A 21,874-nucleotide genomic window follows, 5' to 3' on the forward strand; every position below is an offset into this window, starting at 1 on the left:
GAAAAAATAAATACTGAATTAACATTCAAATTGAATTTTTTTAATAGGAATAATTTGCTAGATATGCAATAATTATTAAATTAAGAATAAAGGATTTGTGGTGGCATTATGAACAAACGTCGATTTTATGAATACGGCATGAAAGCTTTAGTCTTGGTGTTTACCGGGATTATTGAAGCAGTAGCCCTCAATCAATTTTTGACACCTAATAATATTTTTGCAGGTGGTTTTACCGGGGTTTCGCAATTACTTTCATGGGTATTACATACTTCATTTGGAGTTACAGTTTCTGCTGGGGTCTTCGTATTACTTTTTAATATTCCAATTGCAATTATCGGTTGGCTAAAAATTGGACCGCAATTTACAGTACTAAGTTTTATTAATTCATTTTTAACGTCATTTTTAATTGTGATATTGCCTGTAGCACGGTTAACAACTAATCCACTTCTGGCATCATTATTTGGTGGGCTCTTAGTTGGTGCAGGGACAGGATTAACGTTTCGTTATGGTTTCTCAACTGCTGGGATGGATATTGTAGCAATGGTTGTTCAAAAGACCACCGGAAAGTCAATTGGTACAATTAGTATGACGATTAACTCAGTGATTGTGGCAATTGCAGGACTTAATATTGGCTGGAAAAATGCAATGTATACCATCATAGGTATTTACGCTTCTTCACGCATCATAGATACATTGCATACTCGTCATCAACGCTTAACGGCCTTCATTGTTACAACGCATGCTGATGAAGTAGTTGCAGCTTTACATGCAGAGTTAGTTCGTGGTATTACTATTTTGAATTCACAAGGAGCATATACCCGACAAGAATCAAAAACATTGATGATTGTCATCTCACGTTATGAATTATACGAGATGGAACATATTATCAAACGTGCTGATAACGATGCATTTATTAACTTGGTTAGCACCGTTGACTTATCTGGTAATTTCTGGGATGAAGATGCACAAAAGCTGATTCGCCAACAATCAACGGTTGGAAGTCTTAAATAAAACGAGTATAATCACAGTATAAATAAAATATATTTTAATGCGAGGTAGCGCAAATGCCAATTGTGCATATTGAATTAATTGAAGGTCGTTCACAAGAAGCTATTAAGAAAATGGTTCAAGATGTGACGAATGCAGTTGCTCAAAATACTGGGGCGCCTGCTGCACACGTACATGTTGTTGTTAATGAAATGGCTAAAGAGCGTTACGCAGTTGGCGGCGTCTTAAAGAGCGATGAAAACTAAAAAAAGACGTGGTCATTAGCCACGTCTTTTTTATCTTTTAATTGAATACAAAGTAGAGGATATAGTAAATGACAGATGAACAATTTATTATGGCAATTGATCAAGGGACCACAAGTACCCGTGCGATTATTTTTAATAAGCGAGGAGAAATTGTCAAAATTGCCCAACACGAATTACCTCAAATATTTCCACATTCTGGATGGGTTGAACATGATGCTAATATAATCTGGGCAACTGTTCAGCAAGTTATCGCCGATGTGCTAATTCAAGCAAATATCAAGCCTTTTAAGATTGCGAGTATAGGTATTACTAATCAACGTGAAACAACGGTGATATGGGATCGTGTAACTGGAGAACCGGTCTATAATGCTATTGTTTGGCAATCAAAGCAAACAGCTGAGATTGCGGACAACTTAAAAGCAGCTGGATACACAAAAGTTATTCATCAAAAAACAGGGTTAGTTATTGATTCATATTTTAGTGCTACCAAAATAATGTGGATTTTAGATAATATTCCAGGTGTTCGACAACGAGCTGAACGTGGCGAGTTAATGTTTGGGACGATTGATACTTGGATTTTATATAAATTAACCAATGGGCACAAACATGCTACGGATTACTCAAATGCTAGTCGTACTATGTTATTTAACATTAACACTCTTGAGTGGGATGATGAGCTCCTGGAATTATTTAATATTCCACGAAGTTTATTGCCGGAAGTTAAGCCATCATCAGGACAGTTTGGATACACACAAGATTATGGTTTTTATGGAATTAAAGTCCCTATTACTGGTATTGCAGGTGACCAGCATGCTGCATTATTTGGGCAAGCAGCCTTTGAACCTGGTATGGTTAAAAATACCTATGGGACTGGGGCATTCATTATGCTAAATACTGGTAAAAGTCCAAAATATTCAGATAATGGGTTATTAACCACAATTGCTTATGGTTTGGATGGCGAAGTAACATATGCCCTTGAAGGAAGTGTTTTTGCGGCCGGTGCAGCAATTCAATGGTTACGTGATGGCATGCAGCTAGTTGAACGTGCAAGTGATACTGATGAATTGGCAACAAAAGCAAATTCAGATGATAATGTATATGTTATTCCAGCATTTACGGGTCTAGGAGCTCCATATTGGGATCAAGATATGCGAGGGGCAGTCTTTGGCTTAACTCGAGCAACAACAAAGGAACAATTTGTGCGGGCAACAGTTGAGTCATTGGCCTATCAAACTCGTGATGTGATAACGACGATGGTTGCAGATACTGATTTACCAATTACTGCATTGGCTGTTGATGGTGGTGCATCTAATAATGATTATTTGATGCAATTTCAAGCAGATATCTTGGCATGCGATATTAAACGTCCAATTATCACTGAAACAACAGCTCTAGGTGTAGCTTTCTTAGCAGGCTTAGCAGTTGGCTTCTGGCAAGATCAAGCAGAACTCAAGCAAATGTGGCAACTAAGAGATACTTTTACAAGTCAAATGCCTCCGACTGTACGTGCACGTAAATACGCAGGCTGGCAAATGGCCGTTAAGGCAGCACAAGCATTTAAAAATTAGTTATTAAAATACGTTATAAAAATTTGATAAAATACGACACCGCCGCCTTGTAGAATTTTTCTGCAAGGCGGCGGTGTTGTATTTATCGGTATTACTCGTTTGTTAGCACAGTGCTTTATTTAATATAGGCGGCATAGTTAAATTAATGATACTTTTGAACTTAGTCAGTAGTATCTGTCAATAAGTTGAGGATATCACTAGGTTTAGTAAGTGTATATTCTTGCAAATCATTAAAAGGTTCTAAGCTAGGAATACTCCAACTTGCTAATGCAAAATCAATTCCGGCTGCATGGGCAGCTTTCATATCATGAATTGAGTCGCCAATGTAAACTGATTGCTCGGCATTAGCATCAAGCTTTTCAAGTGCTGCTAAAATCGGATCAGGGAACGGTTTCATACGACGCGTTTCACCTGCAAAAACAAATGCATCAAAATAATCAACAATATCAAAGCCATCAATATGATCAGTAAACTCAGCCTTAGTATTTGATGTAACAATCGCTAGGTTAGTATTATTACGTTTTAAGTTGGCTAAGGTTGTTGTGATACCATTAAATAAAGCAACATCTGACCAAAAATCATGGTAATGACTTTGCCACTCGGCTTGGATAGTCCCAACATCATCAATGTTAAAATATTCAAGAGCTTCTTTTGATGGTAGTCCAAATATTTTATAAACCTCGGCATATGTTTTTTCAATGCCATGATTGGCAAGTGTTAATTGGAGTGATTTCATGTACATTTTTTCGGTATCAAGGAGGGTGCCATCGACATCGAAAATAATAAATTTCTTCATAGTTACTTACCTCAATTGATTAAAGTTAATGTTATTTAATTATAACGATTTTTAATGATGATTGTAAATGAAATCTAACTTTAAATAAAAAGTATCCAGTTAACGAATGAAATCAAAAAAGACTGAATTTTTTATAAAAATTCAGTCTTTTTCGTATTTGATAAAATTATCTGCCTTTTGAAACACAGTTTTTATATGATTAAATCATGATAAACATAGGTAAAATCATAGGTTTTCGTTCAGTCTTTTCATAAAGGAATGATTGTAAGTCCTCAATCACTGCATTACGAATTGTGTTTTCATTAGCGTTGGGATTTTCCATTGCCCGGCGAATAGTAGCAAAAACACGGCGGCGACCTTCGTTAATCATGTCACCAGACTCACGCATATAAACGAAACCACGTGAAAGTAAATCTGGGCCAGCCGTAATTTCTTTGTTTGCAAGATTAATAGTAGCAACAACTACTACTAAACCATCTTGTGACAACATTTGGCGATCACGTAACACAACATTACCAATATCGCCAATTCCGTTACCATCAACATAGACATCTTCTGCATTAAAATGACCGGCAACGCGTGCTGAATCACTAGTTAATGCAAGCACATCACCATTATCAAGGACAAAACTATTTTCAAGTGGTACACCGATTTCCTCAGCTAAACCAGCATGCACCTTTAGCATCCGGTATTCACCATGAATTGGCATGAAATATTTAGGTTTCATTAACGCCAACATTAATTTTTGTTCTTCTTGACCACCGTGACCAGAAGTGTGAATATTATTAATCTTACCATGAATGACTGTCGCACCAGCTTCTTCCAATTCATTAATAACACGGTTAACAGATTGGGTATTACCTGGAATAGGTGATGAACTGAAAATAACCGTATCATTTGGTTGAATTGAAACTTGTCGGTGAGTACCATTAGCAATTCGTGCCAAGGCAGCCATGGGTTCACCCTGTGAGCCGGTACATAAAATCATCACTTCTTCGGCTGGAAGGTGGTTGATTTCATAAGCATCAACTAAGGAAGAATCAGGAATATCGAGGTAACCTAGTTCACGACCATTATTGATAGCCGTTTCCATTGAACGACCAAAGACTGCAATCTTACGACCTTCAGCAATTGCAACTTCAGCAGCGACTTTAACCCGCGAAAGGTTTGAAGCAAAAGTTGCAAAAATAATCCGGCCATTGACATTCTTGAATATCTTTTTGATTGATTTGGCTACAAATTGTTCCGATTTAGTAAACTCAGGTCGTTCAGCATTAGTTGAATCAGACATTAAGGCTAATACGCCTTCAGAACCAATTCGAGCCATTTTTTGCAAGTTAGGTGGCTGCTTTGTCGTAGGCGTTAGATCGAATTTGAAATCCCCCGTTTCGACAATAACACCACTTGGTGTAGTAATAGCAACCCCAAATGTATCTGGAATTGAGTGAGTTGTGCGGAAAAATTCAACCTTCATATTTTCAAATTGTAAGATTGAGTCTTCATTGATTTCATGTAACTCAGTTGAATTCAATAATCCGTGTTCCTCAAGTTTACCTTTAATTAAAGCTAAAGCTAGGGGACCAGCATACACCGGAACATTGACGGCGTTTAAAAAATAATGAATTGCTCCGATATGATCTTCGTGTCCATGAGTGATTACGAGAGCTTTGATTTTTTCGACGTTTTCTTTTAAGTATGAATAGTCAGGAATCACATAATCAATTCCAAGTAATTCATCTTCTGGGAACTTTATACCAGCATCGATGACAATGATTTCATCACCAAACTGAATACCATAAGTATTCTTCCCAATTTCGCCGAGGCCACCGACAGCATAAATCGCAGTCTCATCTGGACGAATATCCAATTGTTTGCCCATTAAGTTAGATCTCCGTTAAGGAGAAGTTAACGCTTTCTTGTTCATATTCGAGTGCCGCCGTCGACAATTCTTCAATGAATTCGATGTTGTGGGTAGTTTTAGTTTCAACGTTATGACGAACCTCAGCTAAGCTAGCGCCTTCTACGTACATTACCCGTGTGTTTTCCCGCTTAGGGTTTTGTGCTTTTGTTTCTTGGTAGTAAATCTTGAATACCATTAAATTTCGTACTCCTTAATTAAAAAAATTTTCACGACATAGACTTGTTTATATTGTACCAAAAATCATGTATATTGTCATTGTACAATAATTTTCAATTAATTTTAAGTATTCAGATGATAAGGAGGAGTGTATGTTTTTTATTCTAATAATTGCGGTACTGATTTTGGTGCTAATTATTATTTCAGTTATTCGACGACATGCGGCTAAAACAACCACTAATCAACTGATAATGGCTAGTCAGTTGCCAACTAATCAGGCAATGCGCTATGCTCAGGATAATTTGCCAGAAGTTTTCAGACAAAAGCAACCAATTAGTTCAACACTGGTCGCTAATGTATGGGGGCATGGCGTGATGACTTTTGAATTTATCTTTGACGATCTACGAATAACTAACCAAGTAATCACAATGATTGAATTAGAGAATATATTAAATGATTATGCGTGTAAAAACGATTTAAATGGCTATCGAGGTTTAAAAAAGCCCTTTAAAGTTACTGATTTTTGGCAAGCATTAGATGATCATAAGTGGCATATTGACATTACCTACATTATTAATCAAGTGACGCTAGAATATACCCACGATATTGAAAAACTTAACACACGTGCATGACTTTGATATAATTATAGGAAATAGTGAAAAGCTAAACAGGATATGGGAGAAAATAACATGACCCAAGTTAAAATTGTAACTGATTCTTCAGCACGATTATCAACAGATGAAATTAAAGATTTTGATATTACCGTTGTACCACTAACAGTAATGATTGACGGTACCGTCTATAGTGATGGTGTTACAATCACTGGGACTGAATTTATGGATAAAATGAGTAAAGCCCAAGCACTACCTAAAACCAGTCAACCGGCATTAGGTGCGTTTGTTGATACTTATGACCAGTTAACCGAAGCTGGTGAAGATGTTCAAATTTTAAGTATTCATATGACGGATGCTCTTTCAGGAACTGTCCACTCAGCCGAACAAGCTGGACAAATTTCTAAAGGTGACGTTGTAGCGATTGATTCACAAATGACTGACCGTGCTTTAGGTTTTCAAGTTGTAACTGCCGCCAAGATGGCTAAAGAAGGTGCTTCACGTGAAGAAATTATTGCTGCAATCAATAATGTTCGTGATCATACGAAATTATACTTAACGGTACCAACTTTAGATAACTTGGTTGCTGGTGGTCGGCTTAATAAAGCAGTTGGTTTTATCGGTGGTTTCTTAAATATTAAAGTCGTTATTGAATTAATCGATGGTAAAATAACGATTGCTGCTAAGGGCCGCGGAATGAAAGTCATTAACAAGGCCTATCAAGATTGCTATGCTGAAATGGCAACGCATGGCTCAATCAAACGTGTTGGCTTATCACATGCGGGCAATTTAGAAGATGCTTTAGCAGTTAAAGAAGAAATTAGCAAGCGTTTCCCAGCAGCTGAAATCTTCGTTGATCAAACGTCACCAATTATTGCCACACATACTGGAGTTGGGGCACTTGCTGTAATTTACGAATTTGGTGAATAATTCACTGACTAACGTGTCAGCACATTGATGTAGTAGTTTATTTGTAATTACAGAATTACAATGTTAATACTCAAAAGTTCGCATGGTTCAGTTATTGAATCATGCGAACTTTTCATTAGGTTATCTATCGCGTAATAAGGGAGTGATTGGCAATGAAAAATAAAAAATGGTTTGCCATAATTTTTGGCATAATTATCTTATTGGGTGGTGGTTATTGGGTTAGTCAACAGATGCATAAACCCATACATAACACAGTAGTTAAGCCAAAGACTGTTAAAAATTTAAAAATCGTAGCACTCGGAGACTCATTAACTCAAGGCGTTGGTGATACAACTGAGCAAATGGGTTATCCAACCCGAATTGCTAAAGTTATTCAGCAACAGACCAAAATTCCAACAACAGCGATTAATTTAGGTAAGGAAGGTGATCGTTCTGATCAAATTTTAGCGCGTCTCAAAGATAGTACAATGCAACAACAGGCCGTAAAACAGGCCAATGTAATTGTTTTGACTGTAGGTGGGAATGATTTATTAAAGATTTTGCAAGGAACAATTGTTGACCATTCAGCGACACAAGTTAATAAATTGGTGGCAGCATCAGTGGCTAATTATCAAAAAAATTTAATGCAACTTTTAACAACTGTCCGTAGTTATAACGAGCATGCATCGATTTTTTTGTTTGGCAATTACAACCCATTATATGTATATTTTCCCAATTTTACGGCAATCAATACAAGTGTTGAGACCTATAATCAAGTAAATGCTACAATAGTTAATAAATATCATGGCCATTATGTATCAATTTTTAATCAATTAACGTATGGTCAATATCAAAATAAGCATGCTCGTCAGGCTTTAGTAGCGCAAGCAAATCAAACTGGAGCCAATTTTTTAGCAGCACTTTCAAATACTCGTGATCAAGCCAATGAAAAAAATGCTTTTCTTTCACCAGCGGATCATTTTCATCCTAATGCCAAGGGATATGATGCGATGACAAAAATATTGGCAAAACAAATGCTTTTACATGATAAATGGCAATATCAAGAATAAATAAGGAGGATGTACATATGCGCAATACACAAACAAAGAAGCGAAAAAATGGTTGGTTTATTGGTTTTTGGATCTTAGTTTTACTTATTATGCTAGGATTAGGCGTTGGTATAACCTTAGCCAACACTCCAGCTATCAATTCAGCAGATACTGGTAAAACAATTAGATCGGATGATAGTTCATTTAACATTGTATTGAATAAGAATCAGATTAATAAACTAGCAACACATTATCTAACAAATAAGCAAGTGGGGCAGGGACAAAAAATTGCCTTTGTCATTAATGATTACGTAAATATTTATGGTAAAGTAAACGTCTTAGGTCAAAGTTTGGACGCAGGGATTGCGATGGTTCCGCAAGTAACAAATGACGGTAATATTATTTTAAAAGCACATGCAATCAATGTGGGACAACTACAATTACCCACACGCTTAGTATTGGGGATTTTTGCTCGGACTTATAATGTTCCAGATTGGGTTGCAATAAAGCCTAACAAGAACGAAATTGTCCTACAATTAAATCAATTAAAAACAGCTAATGGTTTTAAATTTAAAGCACAAGCAATTGATATTCCTAATAATAAATTCGTATTTGAAGGACAGGTAAAGTAATGCATCAATCATTTTATCAATTTCTGATGACACAACGAAATCATTTAGCATATGATGAAATCAGTAATTTTGCACAGAATGCATTTTTAGATCAAGCATTCCCAAAGCAAGCAATTGATTATCATGAAATTTCAGAATATTTAGAATTAAACGCTGGTTATTTACCAAGTATGGATATTTTTGATACTACTTGGCAGCGTTATCAAGAAAGTGAAGGATAAATATGGCACAAATTATTCAATGGTACCCAGGACACATGGCAAAAGCATTTCGACAAATGCGTGAGAACCTACATTTAGTTGATATTGTTTTTGAACTTGTCGATGCACGTATCCCGAATGCATCACGTAATCCGCAATTAGATGAACTAATTGGGGATAAACCCCGTCTACTTGTAATGACTAAGACTGATTTAGCAGATCCAGGTGAGACTAAAAAGTGGTTAGCTTATTACCGTCAACAAGGAATTGCTGCGGTAGGACTTGATTCACGTGACCATATGACCCCACAAATTATTACTAAGGCAGCTAAGCGAGTTTTGGCGGCTAAATTAACACGAGATGCTGAAAAAGGAATTAAAGATCAGCCACTACGAGCAATTGTTGCTGGAATTCCAAATGTTGGTAAATCAACTTTGTTAAATCACTTAGTTACAAGAAATGTAGCCATTACAGGTGATCGACCAGGTGTTACAAAAAAACAACAATGGCTTAAAACACCAACTAACTTACAATTGTTAGATACACCAGGAGTACTTTGGCCCAAATTTGAGGATCCTGAAGTTGGCAAGCGCTTAGCCATTACAGGTGCTATTAAAGACACTTTAATTGCCAAAGATGATGTAGCTTTGAGTTTAATTGGCTTCTTTCGTGAAGATAATCAGCCAGCTTTAATTGAACGCTACCATCTAGACGAAGATATTTTTGATAAATTAACAGATGTTGATATCTTATTATTAATCACTAAAAAGCTTGGTTTTAAAGATGACTATGATCGTGCTTCAGAACGCCTCTTACTTGATTTACGGCGCGGTCGTATTTGCCAATATACTCTCGAAAAAGCACCATTAGTAAACGAAGATGACAGTAAAGAGGAAGTAGTTGAAAGTGATGCCCAAACAAACGATTAAAGAAATTAAGGCACAACTAGCAACAATTACGTCACCTGATAGTCCACTACTAGCTATTTTGGCGGATGATCAGCGACAAGGTGTACAAACAGCATTGACACAGTGGCAACGTAAATATGCCAAGTTAATGACTGCAAAGATAGCTTTTCAAGAACATCTCAGCTTTGAACGTACACTTAGAAAACAAGGGTATCAGATGATTGCTGGGGTTGATGAGGTTGGTCGTGGACCATTAGCCGGGCCAGTTGTTGCTGCTGCTGTAATTTTGCCGGCCAATTTTGAATTGCTGGGAGTAAATGATTCAAAGCAATTATCTGATAAAAAACGTCGTGAATTAGCACCACAAATAATCAATCAAGCTAGTGCCGTTGGTTTTGGAATTGTCGATGCCCAACAAATTGATCAAATTAATATTTATGAAGCTAGCCGAGTTGCAATGAAGCAAGCAATTGAACAATTACAACCAACTCCGGATTATCTTTTAGTTGATGCGATGGTTGTGGATGTTAACATACAACAAGATAAGTTAATTAAAGGGGATGCTAAATCAGCATCGATTGGTGCGGCTAGTATTATTGCAAAAGTTAAACGTGATGAGATTATGGCCGATTATGATATTAAATATCCAGGTTATGATTTTGCTAGTAATGCAGGGTATGGAACTGTAGCACATTTAGCTGGTTTGGCAGCACATGGTGTAAGTCCGATTCATCGAAAAACATTTGCGCCAGTTAAAAAATATCTTTAAAATCATGTGTGTTTTTAATTAATTTATTTGGCGGATCGTGTCCTATGTGGTATAGTACACCTATATATTCATTTATATGTTAAAATAACGCTATGGTTTTAAAATTTGACTTAGAAAATTTTAAAGCTGCGTTAAATTAATGGCAAGGACTTGTCACATGTTAGTGGATAACGTATGATAAATAAGTTGAAATATTTCAAAAATGTTACCATTTGATTGCAAATGATAACATTTCGGCTTTAAATTGAATTAAGGAGGTCAGCAATGTTTAATTCTATTGAGCAGCTACTCTCAAACAAAGCAATCCGCTTTATAGCGCAAACCATCTTTTATTTTATTGTTTTTATGTTCCTACTTTATATGTATGGATATGCTGAACATGGTCAAGGTGGCTTCATTTACAACGAATTCTAACTTTTAAAAAATAAATAAAAGGAATATCCAATGGTCGAAAATATTATTAAGACAATCGATATGTACGCTAATACACAACCAAATCAAGTTGTATATGATTTCTTAGGAGATACGCACACATATGCCGATTTAAAAGCTCAATCAGATAGTTTGGCAGCATACATTGAAACACTTGCATTACCTGAAAAAAGTCCCGTATTAGTTTACGGTGGCCAACAATTTGAAATGTTAGTTAGTTTCTTAGCACTTTCAAAATCTGGGCATGCTTATATGCCCGTAGATGTTGAATCAGCAGCAGATCGTATTAATGCAATTTTGGAAATAGGTAAGCCAGCAGCAATTTTAGCCATTGATGCTTTACCATCTCAAATTGAAGTTACCGACTTGCCTGTTGTTAACTTTGAAGAGCTAACAGTGCAAATGCAAGCTAATAATACTTACGAATTAACACACCCAGTTATGGCAGATGATACTTATTATATTATCTTTACTTCTGGTACAACTGGTAAGCCTAAGGGTGTTCAAATTTCACACACTAACTTACTTTCATTCACTAATTGGATGATTACTGATAATGAATTTATGGTTCCTGACCAACCACAAATGTTGGCGCAACCACCATATTCATTTGATTTATCAGTAATGTATTGGGCACCAACTTTGGCTAAGGGTGGAACATTATTTGCGTTACCAAAGGATATCATTAGTGATTTCCAAAAGTTGTTTGCCTATTTACCAAAATTACCAATTCAAGTGTGGACTTCAACACCATCATTTGCTGAAATGGCAATGCTGTCAGAGGACTTCTGTGCTGAAAAAATGCCAACCTTAACGCATTTCTACTTCTGTGGTGAAGAATTAACTGTAAAAACAGCACAAAAGTTGCACGCCCGTTTTCCAAAAGCTCGGATTATTAATTCATATGGTCCTACGGAAGCGACAGTTGCTTTATCAGCAATCGCTATCACTGAAGCAATGTTAACAAGTGGAGAACGCTTGCCAATTGGGTTACCAAAACCAGGTTCAACAACAGTCGTACTTGATGAAGATGGAAATGTTTTACCAGCCGGTGAACAAGGTGAAATTATTATTGCCGGTCCAAACGTTTCCAAAGGATACCTTAATAACCCAGAAAAAACAGCTGCGGTCTTTTTTGAATATGAAGGCCAACCAGCTTATCATACCGGTGACTTAGGTAGCTTTGATGCTGATGGTGTGCTTCAATATGGCGGTCGAATGGACTTCCAAATCAAATTTAATGGTTTCCGAATTGAATTGGAGGAAGTTTCACATGTCCTAAACTTATCACCATATGTTAAAGCAGCCGTAGCAGTACCACGGTACAATAAAGAACATAAAGTTCAACAGTTGTTAGCATATGTAGTGGTTAAAGAAGATGTTGATGCTAGTGACAACTTAGCTTTGACTAAGGCCATCAAAGAAAGTCTTAAAGACTTAATGATGCCTTACATGATGCCTTCACGTTTCATTTATCGTGAAGACTTACCAATTACGCCAAATGGGAAAATCAATATTAAGAGTTTGATTGCCGAGGTAAATAATCGATGATGCAAGGTTTAATACAATGGCTGCAGTCGATTCCTAATTGGCAACCATATGGTGAACCAAAATACTTTGCATGGTTACTCGCATTTTTAATTCCAATTGTGGTTGCAATGTTTTTTGGCCGCCGCTTAAAAATTTATCAATCCTTGGTGTCGCTAGGCTTTATTGTTGTGATGTACACTGGAGCTAGTTATCATCAACTATTTGCCTTAGTGGCGTATGTTGTATGGCAAACAATTATTGTCTTTGCTTATCATGCTTACCGTAAGGAACATGACACATTTCCGGTCTTCGCGGGAGCTGTTTTCTTAGCAATTTTGCCGTTGATTTTTGTTAAAGTAACCCCTGCAATTAATGATGGCAACAACTCGTTATTAGGTTTCTTAGGAATTTCATATTTAACATTTCGATCAGTAGCTATGATTATGGAAATGCGTGATGGAGTCTTAAAAGAAATTAAGCTCAGTACTTTTCTACGGTTTATGTTATTTATGCCAACAATTTCATCAGGCCCAATTGATCGCTATCGGCGATTTGAAGAGGATTATGATAATGTTCCTGATCGGGAAGAATATCTTAATTTGATTGAAAAAGCAGTTTGGTATTTAATGTTAGGATTCTTTTATAAGTATGTCTTAGCATACTTCTTTGGGACGATACTATTAGTGCCATTAAAAGCACAAGCATTAGCAATTGGTGGTTTTCTTAACTGGCCAACGATTGGAGTAATGTATGCTTACGGGTTTGATTTGTTCTTTGATTTTGCGGGTTATTCAATGTTTGCTGTCGCAATCTCATACTTAATGGGGATTAAAATTCCAATGAACTTTAATCAACCATTTAAATCACCAAATATCAAAGATTTCTGGAATCGGTGGCACATTAGTTTGAGTTTTTGGTTCCGAGACTTTGTTTTCATGCGAATTGTCTTTGTATTAGTTAAGAATAAAATTTTTAAAAATCGTAATGTAACATCTAGTGTGGCATATATCCTTAACATGTTAATCATGGGATTCTGGCACGGAGAGTATTGGTATTATATCGCCTATGGTCTATTGCATGGGTTAGCAATGGTTGTTAACGATGCTTGGATTCGTAAAAAGAAGAAAGTTAATAAAGAACGCCGTTTAGCTGGTAAAGGACCACTACCAAGTAACAAATGGACTAAGGCTTTAGGGATTGTTGTAACCTTCCAATTTGTTATGATTACGTTCTTATTATTCTCTGGTTTCTTAGATCAGTTATGGTTTCACAACATTAAATAGTTAAAAACGAAAGAGGTTTAAATAATGGATATTCAAGCAGAATTAATTGAAATGATTGACGATTTGTTCATGGAAGATATTTCAGATATCATGGATGAAGATTTGTATAATGCAGGGATTTTAGATTCAATGGGGACAGTTGAATTAATTGTTGCTATGGAAGAAAAGTTTGGCATTAAGGTACCTGTTTCTGAATTAGGTCGTGATGATTGGAATACTGGTAACAAAATTGTTGCCGGAATCAAGGGGTTAAAGAATGCTTAAGCGATTAGCTTTGATTTTTGGGCCAGTCATTGCAGCGCTTGCATTAGTGCTTGTGGTGTTATTTATTGGCCCACTTGATAAGCACAAGCATAATTTACCTCTTGAAGAACAAGCGGCTGTTTCATTATCACCAACTGTCTTTCGCCAGTCTTATTTAAAGAATATGGCTTTATCTGATGAAGATCATCGATTTGTACCGTTCTTTGGGTCAAGTGAATGGAATCGGATGGATGCGTTTCACCCAGCTGTGTTAGCACGTGCTTATCACCGTAATTACCAACCTTTTTTATTGGGACAAAAAGGGGCTGAAGCACTAACCCAATATTTTGGGATGCAACAAATTATGAAAAATATGCATCATAAGCAAGCGGTTTTCTTTGTTTCACCTCAGTGGTTTACTAAAGCTGATCAACAAAGTGCAGCTTTCCAATTTTATTTTAGTAAAGATCAGGCTTTAGCTTTTTTACAAAATCAAACTGGAACGTACGCTGATCGATATGCTGCTAAGCGTTTGTTAGCAACATATCCTAACGTACCATATGCTGATTTAATTCAAAAGGTTGCTGATGGTAATAAATTATCAGCTACAGATTTAAATTATATTCGATTTAATACTACCGTTCATAGGAACGAGGATGCCTTTTTCTCACGGATTAATGTTGGTGATAATTTGAAGAAACGCGTTATCCCAAAGGTTAAGGAATTACCACAGCCATATAATGCGGAAAGGTTAGATGCTAAAGCAGTGCAACTCGGTCAAGCACAAACGCGTAATAACCGATTTGGAATTTTAGATAATTTCTTTACTAACCGTATTGGTAGTAGTTTCCCTTCATTAAGAAATGCTCAAGCCCACTTTAATTATACTCAATCGGCGGAATATAGTGATTTTCAACTTGATCTAACGCAGTTAGCAAAAACACATACAAATGTCATTTTTGTTATTCCACCAGTTAATTCTAAATGGGCCAAGTATACGGGATTAAATGAGAATATGTATCAAGCATCGGTTCGCAAGATTAAGTATCAATTAACTTCACAAGGCTTCAAGAATATTGTTGATTTATCACGTCGTGGAAATGAACCATACTTTATGGAAGATACTATTCATTTAGGTTGGCGTGGATGGTTAGCTTTTGATCAAGGTGTAGCACCATTCCTTGAACACAAGCAACCAGCTCCAATGTATCATTTAAATAATCATTTTATATCACATGATTGGAACAATTTTGATCCTATTAACAATGATGTAAATACATTTAAATAATTTTTAATAAAAGATGGACATTATATTTAAATAATGCCCATCTTTTTTTGTATACATAAAACCAAATGATTAGCTAAGCAAAGTTAATTATTGTTAAGTTTAAGAATGAAAATAGCTTAGGTTAATCAATTATTTGTACATTGTTAAGTAAATTTATATAGTAAAAACGAAAATTATTGTGTAATATAAAAGCCGTGACAAAATTTAAGAAAGAACAGGTATGTTATATTGGATAAAAAGGTTTTGCCCGTGATTGAGTTTAAAAATGTTGGATTGTCATTTGATAATAATCAGATTTTAAAGAATATTAGCTTTGAAATTGCAACAGGTCAATTTTATACCTTGTTGGGTCCTTCGGGATCCGGTAAATCAACTATTTTGAACTTAATTTCCGGTCAATTATCTGCTGATGCAGGTGAAATATTGTTTGATGGAAAAGTTATTAATAATATTCCAGCTGAAAATCGGAGAGTGAATACAGTTTTCCAAAACTATGCTCTTTTTCCAAATATGACCGTTTTTGATAATGTTGCCTTTGGGCCTAAATTAAAGAAGATGCCCAAGGACAAAATCAAAGCGAAGGTGCGTGAAATGCTAGCTCTAGTTAAGCTAGAGGCATTTGAAAATCGTGCAATTCAGGAATTGTCAGGAGGTCAAAAACAGCGCGTTGCAATCGCCCGCGCTCTTGCTAATGAGCCTGAAGTTCTGTTACTTGACGAACCTTTATCTGCCCTTGATTACAAGCTCCGTAAACAAATGCAATCAGAACTACGTGCGATTCAAAAGCGTTTAGGGATTACATTTATTTTCGTGACACACGATCAAGAAGAAGCTTTAGCGATGTCAGATTGGATTTTCATTATGAATGATGGCAAAATCCAACAAAATGGTACACCAGTTGATATATACGATGAACCAATTAATCATTTTGTAGCTGATTTTATTGGTGAAAGTAATATTATCAATGGTGTTATGAAACAAGATTATTTAGTTAATTTCGTTGGTAAAGATTTTGAAAATTTAGATGCAGGGATGCAGTTAAATGAACCTGTTGAAGTAGTTTTACGTCCAGAAGACTTAGATTTAGTACCAGTTGACCAAGGTAAATTGATTGTTACTATTGCAGACCAGTCATTTCGTGGGGATTTTTATGAAATTACAGCGATTGATGATGATGGCAATGAATGGAAAGTTCAAGCGACTAATCCAAGTTCAGTTGGAGCTCGCGTAGGATTGGATTTTGGCCCAGAAGATATTCATGTGATGCGTTTTAATGAATCAGAAGATGATTTTGATGCCCGAATTGAAAGTTACGAGGGTGAATAATGAAGAATAATATTCGAGCAAAGGCGTTTTTCGCCATTCCATATATTAGTTGGCTTGCTGTTTTTGTAATTGTTCCGATTGGTTTGTTAATCTATCAAAGTTTAACTAATGCGCAGGGCCATTTTACGTTAGCTAATTTTCATGAATTTATTACCTCATCAGTGTATTTACCAATGGCTTTTAATTCTGTCTTTTATGCACTAATTATTACTACGATTACATTTATTATTAGTTTTCCGGCTGCGTACGTATTAAGTCGTTTGAAGCACCGCCAGTTGTGGTTGATGTTAATTATTTTACCAACGTGGATTAATGTTTTATTAAAAACATATGCTTTTTTAGGCCTTCTGAGCAAAAGCGGCTTAATTAATCAATTATTGCTAACACTTGGCTTTGGAACGCATAATTTATTGTTTAACCATGTAAGCTTTATTTTTGTTGCTGTATATTTAGAATTACCATTTATGTTATTACCAATCTATAACTCAATTAATGAAATTGATACCGATATCCTAAAAGCCAGTCGGGATTTAGGTGCTAAGCCAATTAATACATTGAGACAGTTAGTATTGCCATTATCAATCAATGGAATTAAATCAGGAATTCAAGCGGTGTTTATTCCTAGCTTGAGTTTATTTATGTTAACGACCTTGATTGGTGGTAATAAGGTAATGACACTTGGATCAGCTATTGAGTTACATTTTATTGTTACGCAAAATTGGCACATGGGATCGACAATTGCGATTATCTTAATTTTGGCAATGGCGGTGACCATGTACTTTACACGGGAACGAGGTAAACAAAAATAATGCAAAAGAAAATATTAGGCAATAGCTATGTCTTACTGATAATGGTTTTACTGTATATACCAATTATTTTTTTAGTGGCCTATTCATTTAATAGTGGCACGATTATGAGTGGTTGGAGTGGCTTTTCATTCATTCACTATCAACAACTTTTTGCAGATACCCGTTTATTAAAGATTTTGCTAGATACATTTATTTTAGCAATTTCTTCAGCAACCATTGCAGCATTTATTGGTACAATAGGAGCATTATTTTTAGATAGTTTCCATAATAAAAAAAACCTTAATGTTTTTTCATCATTGAATAATGTATTATTAGTCTCGCCTGATGTGACAATTGGAGTTAGTTTCTTAATTTTATTTACAATTTTAGGTTTCTCATTAGGCTTTGTGAGTGTCTTAATTTCCCATATTGCCTTTTCGATTCCTATCGTTTTATTGATGGTGTTACCGAGATTACGGGAAATGGATAATACTTTGATAATAGCTGCCCGAGATTTGGGTGCTAATCGGGGGACCATTTTATCACAAATTGTGATTCCTGAAATTTGGCCAAGTATTATGGCCGGCTTTTTATTAGCATTAACATACTCATTAGATGATTTTGCGGTGACGTTTTTTGTTACTGGGAATGGTTTTAGCACATTATCAGTTGAAATCTACTCACGAGCTCGCCAAGGAGTTAGCCTTGAAATTAATGCCTTATCCGCATTAATGTTTGCTGTTTCGTTGTTATTAGTTCTTGCGTATTATTTATATACGACATATAGCGATAAAAAGGCTCGGTTAACGAAATAGGGGAAGGGTAAATAATATGAAAAAAATTATTCCATTTCTATCAATGATGATAGTGATAATGGCTGTTTTAGTATTGGGTCAAAATTGGTTAGCACAAATTAATAAACCACCAATTAAAGCCGCCAATACCAACCAAGTCTTGAACATTTATAATTGGGGTGATTACATTGATCCCGCATTGTTGGCAAAGTTTACAAAAGAAACTGGATATCAAGTTAATTATGATACGTTTGATTCTAATCAAGCATTAGAAACTAAAGTTAAGCAAGGCGGAACACATTATGATGTTATTTTTCCAAGTGAATATCTTGTTAGCAAGATGACCCAAGAAGGTCTCTTAGCTAAATTAGATTATTCAAAGATTCACGGCGTTGACAATTTAGCAAAACATCTATTAAATCAAAAGTACGATCCACATAATGAACATTCACTACCTTATTTCTGGGGAACGACTGGAATTATGTACAATGATCAAGTCTTTCATGCTAGTCAGTTGAATGCTTGGGGGAAGCTATGGAATCCGGAATTTAAAGATCAATTACTTCTAATAGATGGTCCCCGAGAAATGCTACAACCAGCTATACAAGCGTTAGGGTATTCATTAAATACTGAAAACCAAGCGCAAATTAAACAGATTTTCAATAAATTTGTTGCTTTGGGGCCCAATATTCGTGGTATTGTGACGGACGAAAAGAAACAATTGTTGATTAATGGTGATGCTAATGTAGCGGTTACTTACAATGGGGATGCACAAGTCGTAATTGATGCCAATCCACATGTGAAGTTTTTGATTCCCAAAGAAGGGGGCCCAATTTGGACTGATAATATGGCAATCCCTAAAAATTCAAATAATAAAAAGGCTGCCTATGCCTTCATTAATTTTATGCTGAATCCTAAAAATGCGGCACAAAATGCAGAATATGTTGCATATAGTTCACCTAACCAAGCAGCATTGAAATACTTACCAAAGAGTATTACACAAAACTCTGTGTTATACCCAGCAGCAAGTCAGTTAAAACATGCACAGCACTATAATAATCAACCACTGCGCTACTTCAATGAATATAACGAAGTATATCTAGAAGCGAAAACTAAAGTATCTCTAAGTGGAGGCCTTAAATGACAATTAAATATTTAAAATCAAAGTATATCTTTGATGTTGACACAAAAACAACGTTTGCCGGCGTGATAGTAATTGAAAATCAAAAAATTACAGCGATTCTGGATGAAATGCCAATTGGTGTGGCAACAAGTAGCATCGTTGATTATACCAATCAAATGCTTATTCCAGGATTTATTGACCCACATCAACATTTAAATAAAGCGGTATTATTTAATGCAGGCATTATGAATTTTGTTAACGGTGCATCGGTTGCTGAAGTAACTAGTAAGTTAGCTCAGCTGCAGGCATATCATGGCTGGAAAATTGCTTCTGGTTTTTATCCAAGTGAATTTGGAAATATTCCGACCCCAACTAAAGCGGATATCGCTCTCGTTGAACCAACCAATCCAGCAGTGTTATTATCCGGTGATGGTCATACCGCATGGCTAAACTCAGCAGCCTTAGCTCATATTCATGTTGATGATGCTGATGCCCAACAATTTGGTGGTACTGCTTATAAGAGTGGAAATGATTTTACAGGTTTCTTTGAGGAAGGCATTGCGGTGCATGTCGTTGCACAAGTCTTTGCAGCGATGAATATTGAACGGCCACAACTTTATTTAAATTATGTAAAATATATGAATTCAATGGGAATAACTGGTTTAGCGGATATGGCAAGCACCGGGGCTTCTGATGATGATTTTATTTATGAAGATGTCCATGCTATGATTGCTAATGATGTTACGGCTCGGATTAGTATTTTTCCAGCGATGCAAATGAAACATACTCGTATCAATAAAATTAAGCAGATGTTTGCTGATAATGATCGAATCATTCTAGGTGGTGGTAAACAATTTTATGATGGGGTTACAAGTACCCAAACAGCTTATTTAAAAGCACCTTATCCGGAATCTGAGGAACATTGTGGGGCACCTTTATTACCAAATGAAATGTTACATGACTTAATTTTTAAAGCTAATCAAATAGGCTTGCCAATTCGTGTTCATGCCATTGGTGATCAAGCAGTTCAAAATACGCTAATTTACTTTGCAGCTGCTAATGCTAAATATCCTTTGCCAGCTGGAAAAGTTAATACGATTGAACATTTAGAAGTCTTTGATCCAACTGATATTAACTTAATTCGTGATACGAAGGCGATTGTTTCAGTACAACCAAGTCACGCTTTGATTGATTATGACACATTGGATGCTGAAGTTGGGTTTGAACGTAGTCAGAACATGTTTCCAACCAAAGATTTCTTAGATGCAGGTGCTACACTTGCTTTTGGAACTGATGCACCAGTTGTCCTTGATACCACTCCTTTACAGTCAATATTTAATGCGACAACGCGGCGAACATTAGCTAATCAAGCAGATGATAGTTTCCGGCCAACACAAGCAATTGATGTTGCTAACGCATTAGTTGCACATACTTTAAATGCGGCTAAGGCTATTCAACGTAATGATGTTGGTGCCATTAAAGTTGGCAATTACGCTGATTTAGCCGTCTTAGATACTAATATCTTAGCTATTCCAGCAACCGAACTCTTAGATGTTAAAGTGGTAGCAACTTTCTTTAATGGTGAATTAGTATTTAAAAATTAGTTTTATCTAGTAAGGTGTGACATAATTCTTTTTAGTAGTAATTTGGTGCTATCTCAATTTTTTGCTATAATGGATTGTTCAGATAAAAATTAAGCTTTTACTTTAAATAAAAGGTATACTAAAATTATTAAAGGTATTAGTAGAGATTTTAATAAAAATGTATTTAACTATTTAAGTACGCTGGAGGAATTATATGCAATCTAAGGGCGTAATTCGCGGGATTTATTATTGTATTATTTTGACTTTATTAGCATGTGATATTTTATGCTTTTTATGGTTAGGATTGAATGTCTTAACGGCAACAGGTGGAGTACCATTATTGATGGCAAGCTTTGATGAACAAGCATTTGTCTATGTTGGAATTGCTTTAATTGCATGTTTAATTTTGCAATTTTTGTTTGCTTGCTTAGATGTTGATGTCTTTGTTGGTATCTTATTAACCATCATTTCAGTTGCTTTAATTGCTTTTGGTGCGTATACATGGCCAATTGATCAATCGGCCTTCACAATTTGTGGGGTACCAACGGTTTTATTCTTTTTATTAACAACAAATGTTTTAAAAAAGGGCCGTTGATAAAATAGATGGTTTTAAAAGGGATTGTGACATAACTCTTTTCGAGCACTAAATTGCTACCAAAACGTGCTCCAGAAGTCCGATATATTCGAAATACGACAAAATCCTCTATGAAGA

General features: G+C 35.8%; 24 protein-coding genes. 21 read left to right on the top strand and 3 right to left on the bottom strand.

All coding sequences use genetic code 11. The features are described 5' to 3' along the window. Positions 1–108 precede the first annotated feature (108 nt). The 3 genes from HF964_RS00345 (at position 109) to glpK (ending at position 2,821) form a co-directional block, all read left to right on the top strand. Positions 109–1,011 carry a YitT family protein gene (locus HF964_RS00345; protein ID WP_168721069.1) on the top strand — a complete coding sequence of 301 codons (903 nt, stop codon included), beginning with the start codon at positions 109–111 and terminating at the stop codon, positions 1,009–1,011. Between the two features lie 53 nt (positions 1,012–1,064). After that, a complete protein-coding gene (locus HF964_RS00350; protein WP_168721070.1) occupies positions 1,065–1,253 on the top strand; it encodes a 2-hydroxymuconate tautomerase in 189 nt (62 codons plus the stop codon). 68 nt (positions 1,254–1,321) lie between these two features. After that, positions 1,322–2,821 (top strand): glycerol kinase GlpK, encoded by a 1,500-nt coding sequence (glpK, locus tag HF964_RS00355; protein WP_168721071.1) that lies wholly within the window; start codon positions 1,322–1,324, stop codon positions 2,819–2,821. A gap of 160 nt (positions 2,822–2,981) precedes the next feature. Here glpK and HF964_RS00360 read toward each other — a convergent pair whose 3' ends face one another. From HF964_RS00360 to HF964_RS00370, 3 genes are all read right to left on the bottom strand, one after another. Further along, positions 2,982–3,617 carry an HAD family hydrolase gene (locus HF964_RS00360; RefSeq protein WP_168721072.1) on the bottom strand — a complete coding sequence of 212 codons (636 nt, stop codon included), beginning with the start codon at positions 3,615–3,617 and terminating at the stop codon, positions 2,982–2,984. Between the two features lie 199 nt (positions 3,618–3,816). Beyond that, the gene (rnjA, locus tag HF964_RS00365; protein WP_168721073.1) at positions 3,817–5,496 is read right to left on the bottom strand and encodes a ribonuclease J1; all 1,680 of its coding nucleotides are present in this window, start codon (positions 5,494–5,496) and stop codon (positions 3,817–3,819) included. A 4-nt stretch (positions 5,497–5,500) separates the two neighbouring features. After that, positions 5,501–5,713, bottom strand: a complete 213-nt coding sequence (locus HF964_RS00370; protein WP_168721074.1) for a DNA-directed RNA polymerase subunit epsilon — start codon at positions 5,711–5,713, stop codon at positions 5,501–5,503. A 133-nt stretch (positions 5,714–5,846) separates the two neighbouring features. Between HF964_RS00370 and HF964_RS00375 the strand changes: the two genes are divergently transcribed. The 18 genes from HF964_RS00375 (at position 5,847) to HF964_RS00460 (ending at position 21,757) form a co-directional block, all read left to right on the top strand. Then, entirely contained in the window at positions 5,847–6,326 is a 480-nt protein-coding gene (locus tag HF964_RS00375; RefSeq protein WP_168721075.1) for a hypothetical protein, read from the top strand. Positions 6,327–6,383: 57 nt separating this feature from the next. After that, positions 6,384–7,235, top strand: coding sequence for a DegV family protein (locus HF964_RS00380; RefSeq protein WP_168721076.1), 852 nt, complete (start codon positions 6,384–6,386; stop codon positions 7,233–7,235). A gap of 152 nt (positions 7,236–7,387) precedes the next feature. Next, the gene (locus HF964_RS00385; protein ID WP_168721077.1) at positions 7,388–8,284 is read left to right on the top strand and encodes a GDSL-type esterase/lipase family protein; all 897 of its coding nucleotides are present in this window, start codon (positions 7,388–7,390) and stop codon (positions 8,282–8,284) included. 17 nt (positions 8,285–8,301) lie between these two features. After that, entirely contained in the window at positions 8,302–8,895 is a 594-nt protein-coding gene (locus HF964_RS00390; protein WP_168721078.1) for a YpmS family protein, read from the top strand. Further along, positions 8,895–9,116 (top strand): YozE family protein, encoded by a 222-nt coding sequence (locus tag HF964_RS00395; protein WP_168721079.1) that lies wholly within the window; start codon positions 8,895–8,897, stop codon positions 9,114–9,116. Before HF964_RS00390 ends, HF964_RS00395 begins: the two co-directional genes overlap by 1 nt. A gap of 2 nt (positions 9,117–9,118) precedes the next feature. Beyond that, positions 9,119–10,024, top strand: a complete 906-nt coding sequence (gene ylqF, locus HF964_RS00400) for a ribosome biogenesis GTPase YlqF (RefSeq protein WP_168721080.1) — start codon at positions 9,119–9,121, stop codon at positions 10,022–10,024. Then, positions 10,005–10,772 (top strand): ribonuclease HII, encoded by a 768-nt coding sequence (locus tag HF964_RS00405; RefSeq protein ID WP_168721560.1) that lies wholly within the window; start codon positions 10,005–10,007, stop codon positions 10,770–10,772. The genes ylqF and HF964_RS00405 overlap by 20 nt, the downstream gene beginning before the upstream one ends. 264 nt (positions 10,773–11,036) lie before the next feature. Beyond that, positions 11,037–11,186: a teichoic acid D-Ala incorporation-associated protein DltX gene (locus HF964_RS00410; protein ID WP_168721081.1), complete on the top strand. Its 150-nt coding sequence runs from the start codon at positions 11,037–11,039 to the stop codon at positions 11,184–11,186. A gap of 30 nt (positions 11,187–11,216) precedes the next feature. Next, complete coding sequence (gene dltA, locus HF964_RS00415) at positions 11,217–12,755, top strand: D-alanine--poly(phosphoribitol) ligase subunit DltA (protein WP_168721082.1); 1,539 nt, start codon at positions 11,217–11,219, stop codon at positions 12,753–12,755. After that, a complete protein-coding gene (gene dltB / locus HF964_RS00420; RefSeq protein ID WP_246220215.1) occupies positions 12,752–14,017 on the top strand; it encodes a D-alanyl-lipoteichoic acid biosynthesis protein DltB in 1,266 nt (421 codons plus the stop codon). Before dltA ends, dltB begins: the two co-directional genes overlap by 4 nt. Positions 14,018–14,041: 24 nt before the next feature. Beyond that, positions 14,042–14,281 carry a D-alanine--poly(phosphoribitol) ligase subunit DltC gene (dltC, locus tag HF964_RS00425; protein WP_168721083.1) on the top strand — a complete coding sequence of 80 codons (240 nt, stop codon included), beginning with the start codon at positions 14,042–14,044 and terminating at the stop codon, positions 14,279–14,281. Then, positions 14,274–15,548, top strand: coding sequence for a D-alanyl-lipoteichoic acid biosynthesis protein DltD (gene dltD / locus HF964_RS00430; RefSeq protein ID WP_168721084.1), 1,275 nt, complete (start codon positions 14,274–14,276; stop codon positions 15,546–15,548). Before dltC ends, dltD begins: the two co-directional genes overlap by 8 nt. Before the next feature lie 243 nt (positions 15,549–15,791). After that, the gene (locus tag HF964_RS00435; protein WP_420850119.1) at positions 15,792–16,874 is read left to right on the top strand and encodes an ABC transporter ATP-binding protein; all 1,083 of its coding nucleotides are present in this window, start codon (positions 15,792–15,794) and stop codon (positions 16,872–16,874) included. Further along, a complete protein-coding gene (locus HF964_RS00440; RefSeq protein WP_168721086.1) occupies positions 16,874–17,683 on the top strand; it encodes an ABC transporter permease in 810 nt (269 codons plus the stop codon). The genes HF964_RS00435 and HF964_RS00440 overlap by 1 nt, the downstream gene beginning before the upstream one ends. Further along, the gene (locus HF964_RS00445; protein WP_168721087.1) at positions 17,683–18,477 is read left to right on the top strand and encodes an ABC transporter permease; all 795 of its coding nucleotides are present in this window, start codon (positions 17,683–17,685) and stop codon (positions 18,475–18,477) included. The genes HF964_RS00440 and HF964_RS00445 overlap by 1 nt, the downstream gene beginning before the upstream one ends. A gap of 16 nt (positions 18,478–18,493) precedes the next feature. After that, complete coding sequence (locus HF964_RS00450; RefSeq protein WP_168721088.1) at positions 18,494–19,600, top strand: ABC transporter substrate-binding protein; 1,107 nt, start codon at positions 18,494–18,496, stop codon at positions 19,598–19,600. Next, the gene (locus tag HF964_RS00455; protein ID WP_168721089.1) at positions 19,597–21,183 is read left to right on the top strand and encodes an amidohydrolase; all 1,587 of its coding nucleotides are present in this window, start codon (positions 19,597–19,599) and stop codon (positions 21,181–21,183) included. Before HF964_RS00450 ends, HF964_RS00455 begins: the two co-directional genes overlap by 4 nt. Before the next feature lie 193 nt (positions 21,184–21,376). Beyond that, positions 21,377–21,757: a hypothetical protein gene (locus HF964_RS00460; RefSeq protein WP_168721090.1), complete on the top strand. Its 381-nt coding sequence runs from the start codon at positions 21,377–21,379 to the stop codon at positions 21,755–21,757. Positions 21,758–21,874: the final 117 nt, after the last annotated feature.

Source organism: Periweissella fabalis, assembly GCF_012396505.1.
Lineage (GTDB): Bacteria > Bacillota > Bacilli > Lactobacillales > Lactobacillaceae > Periweissella > Periweissella fabalis.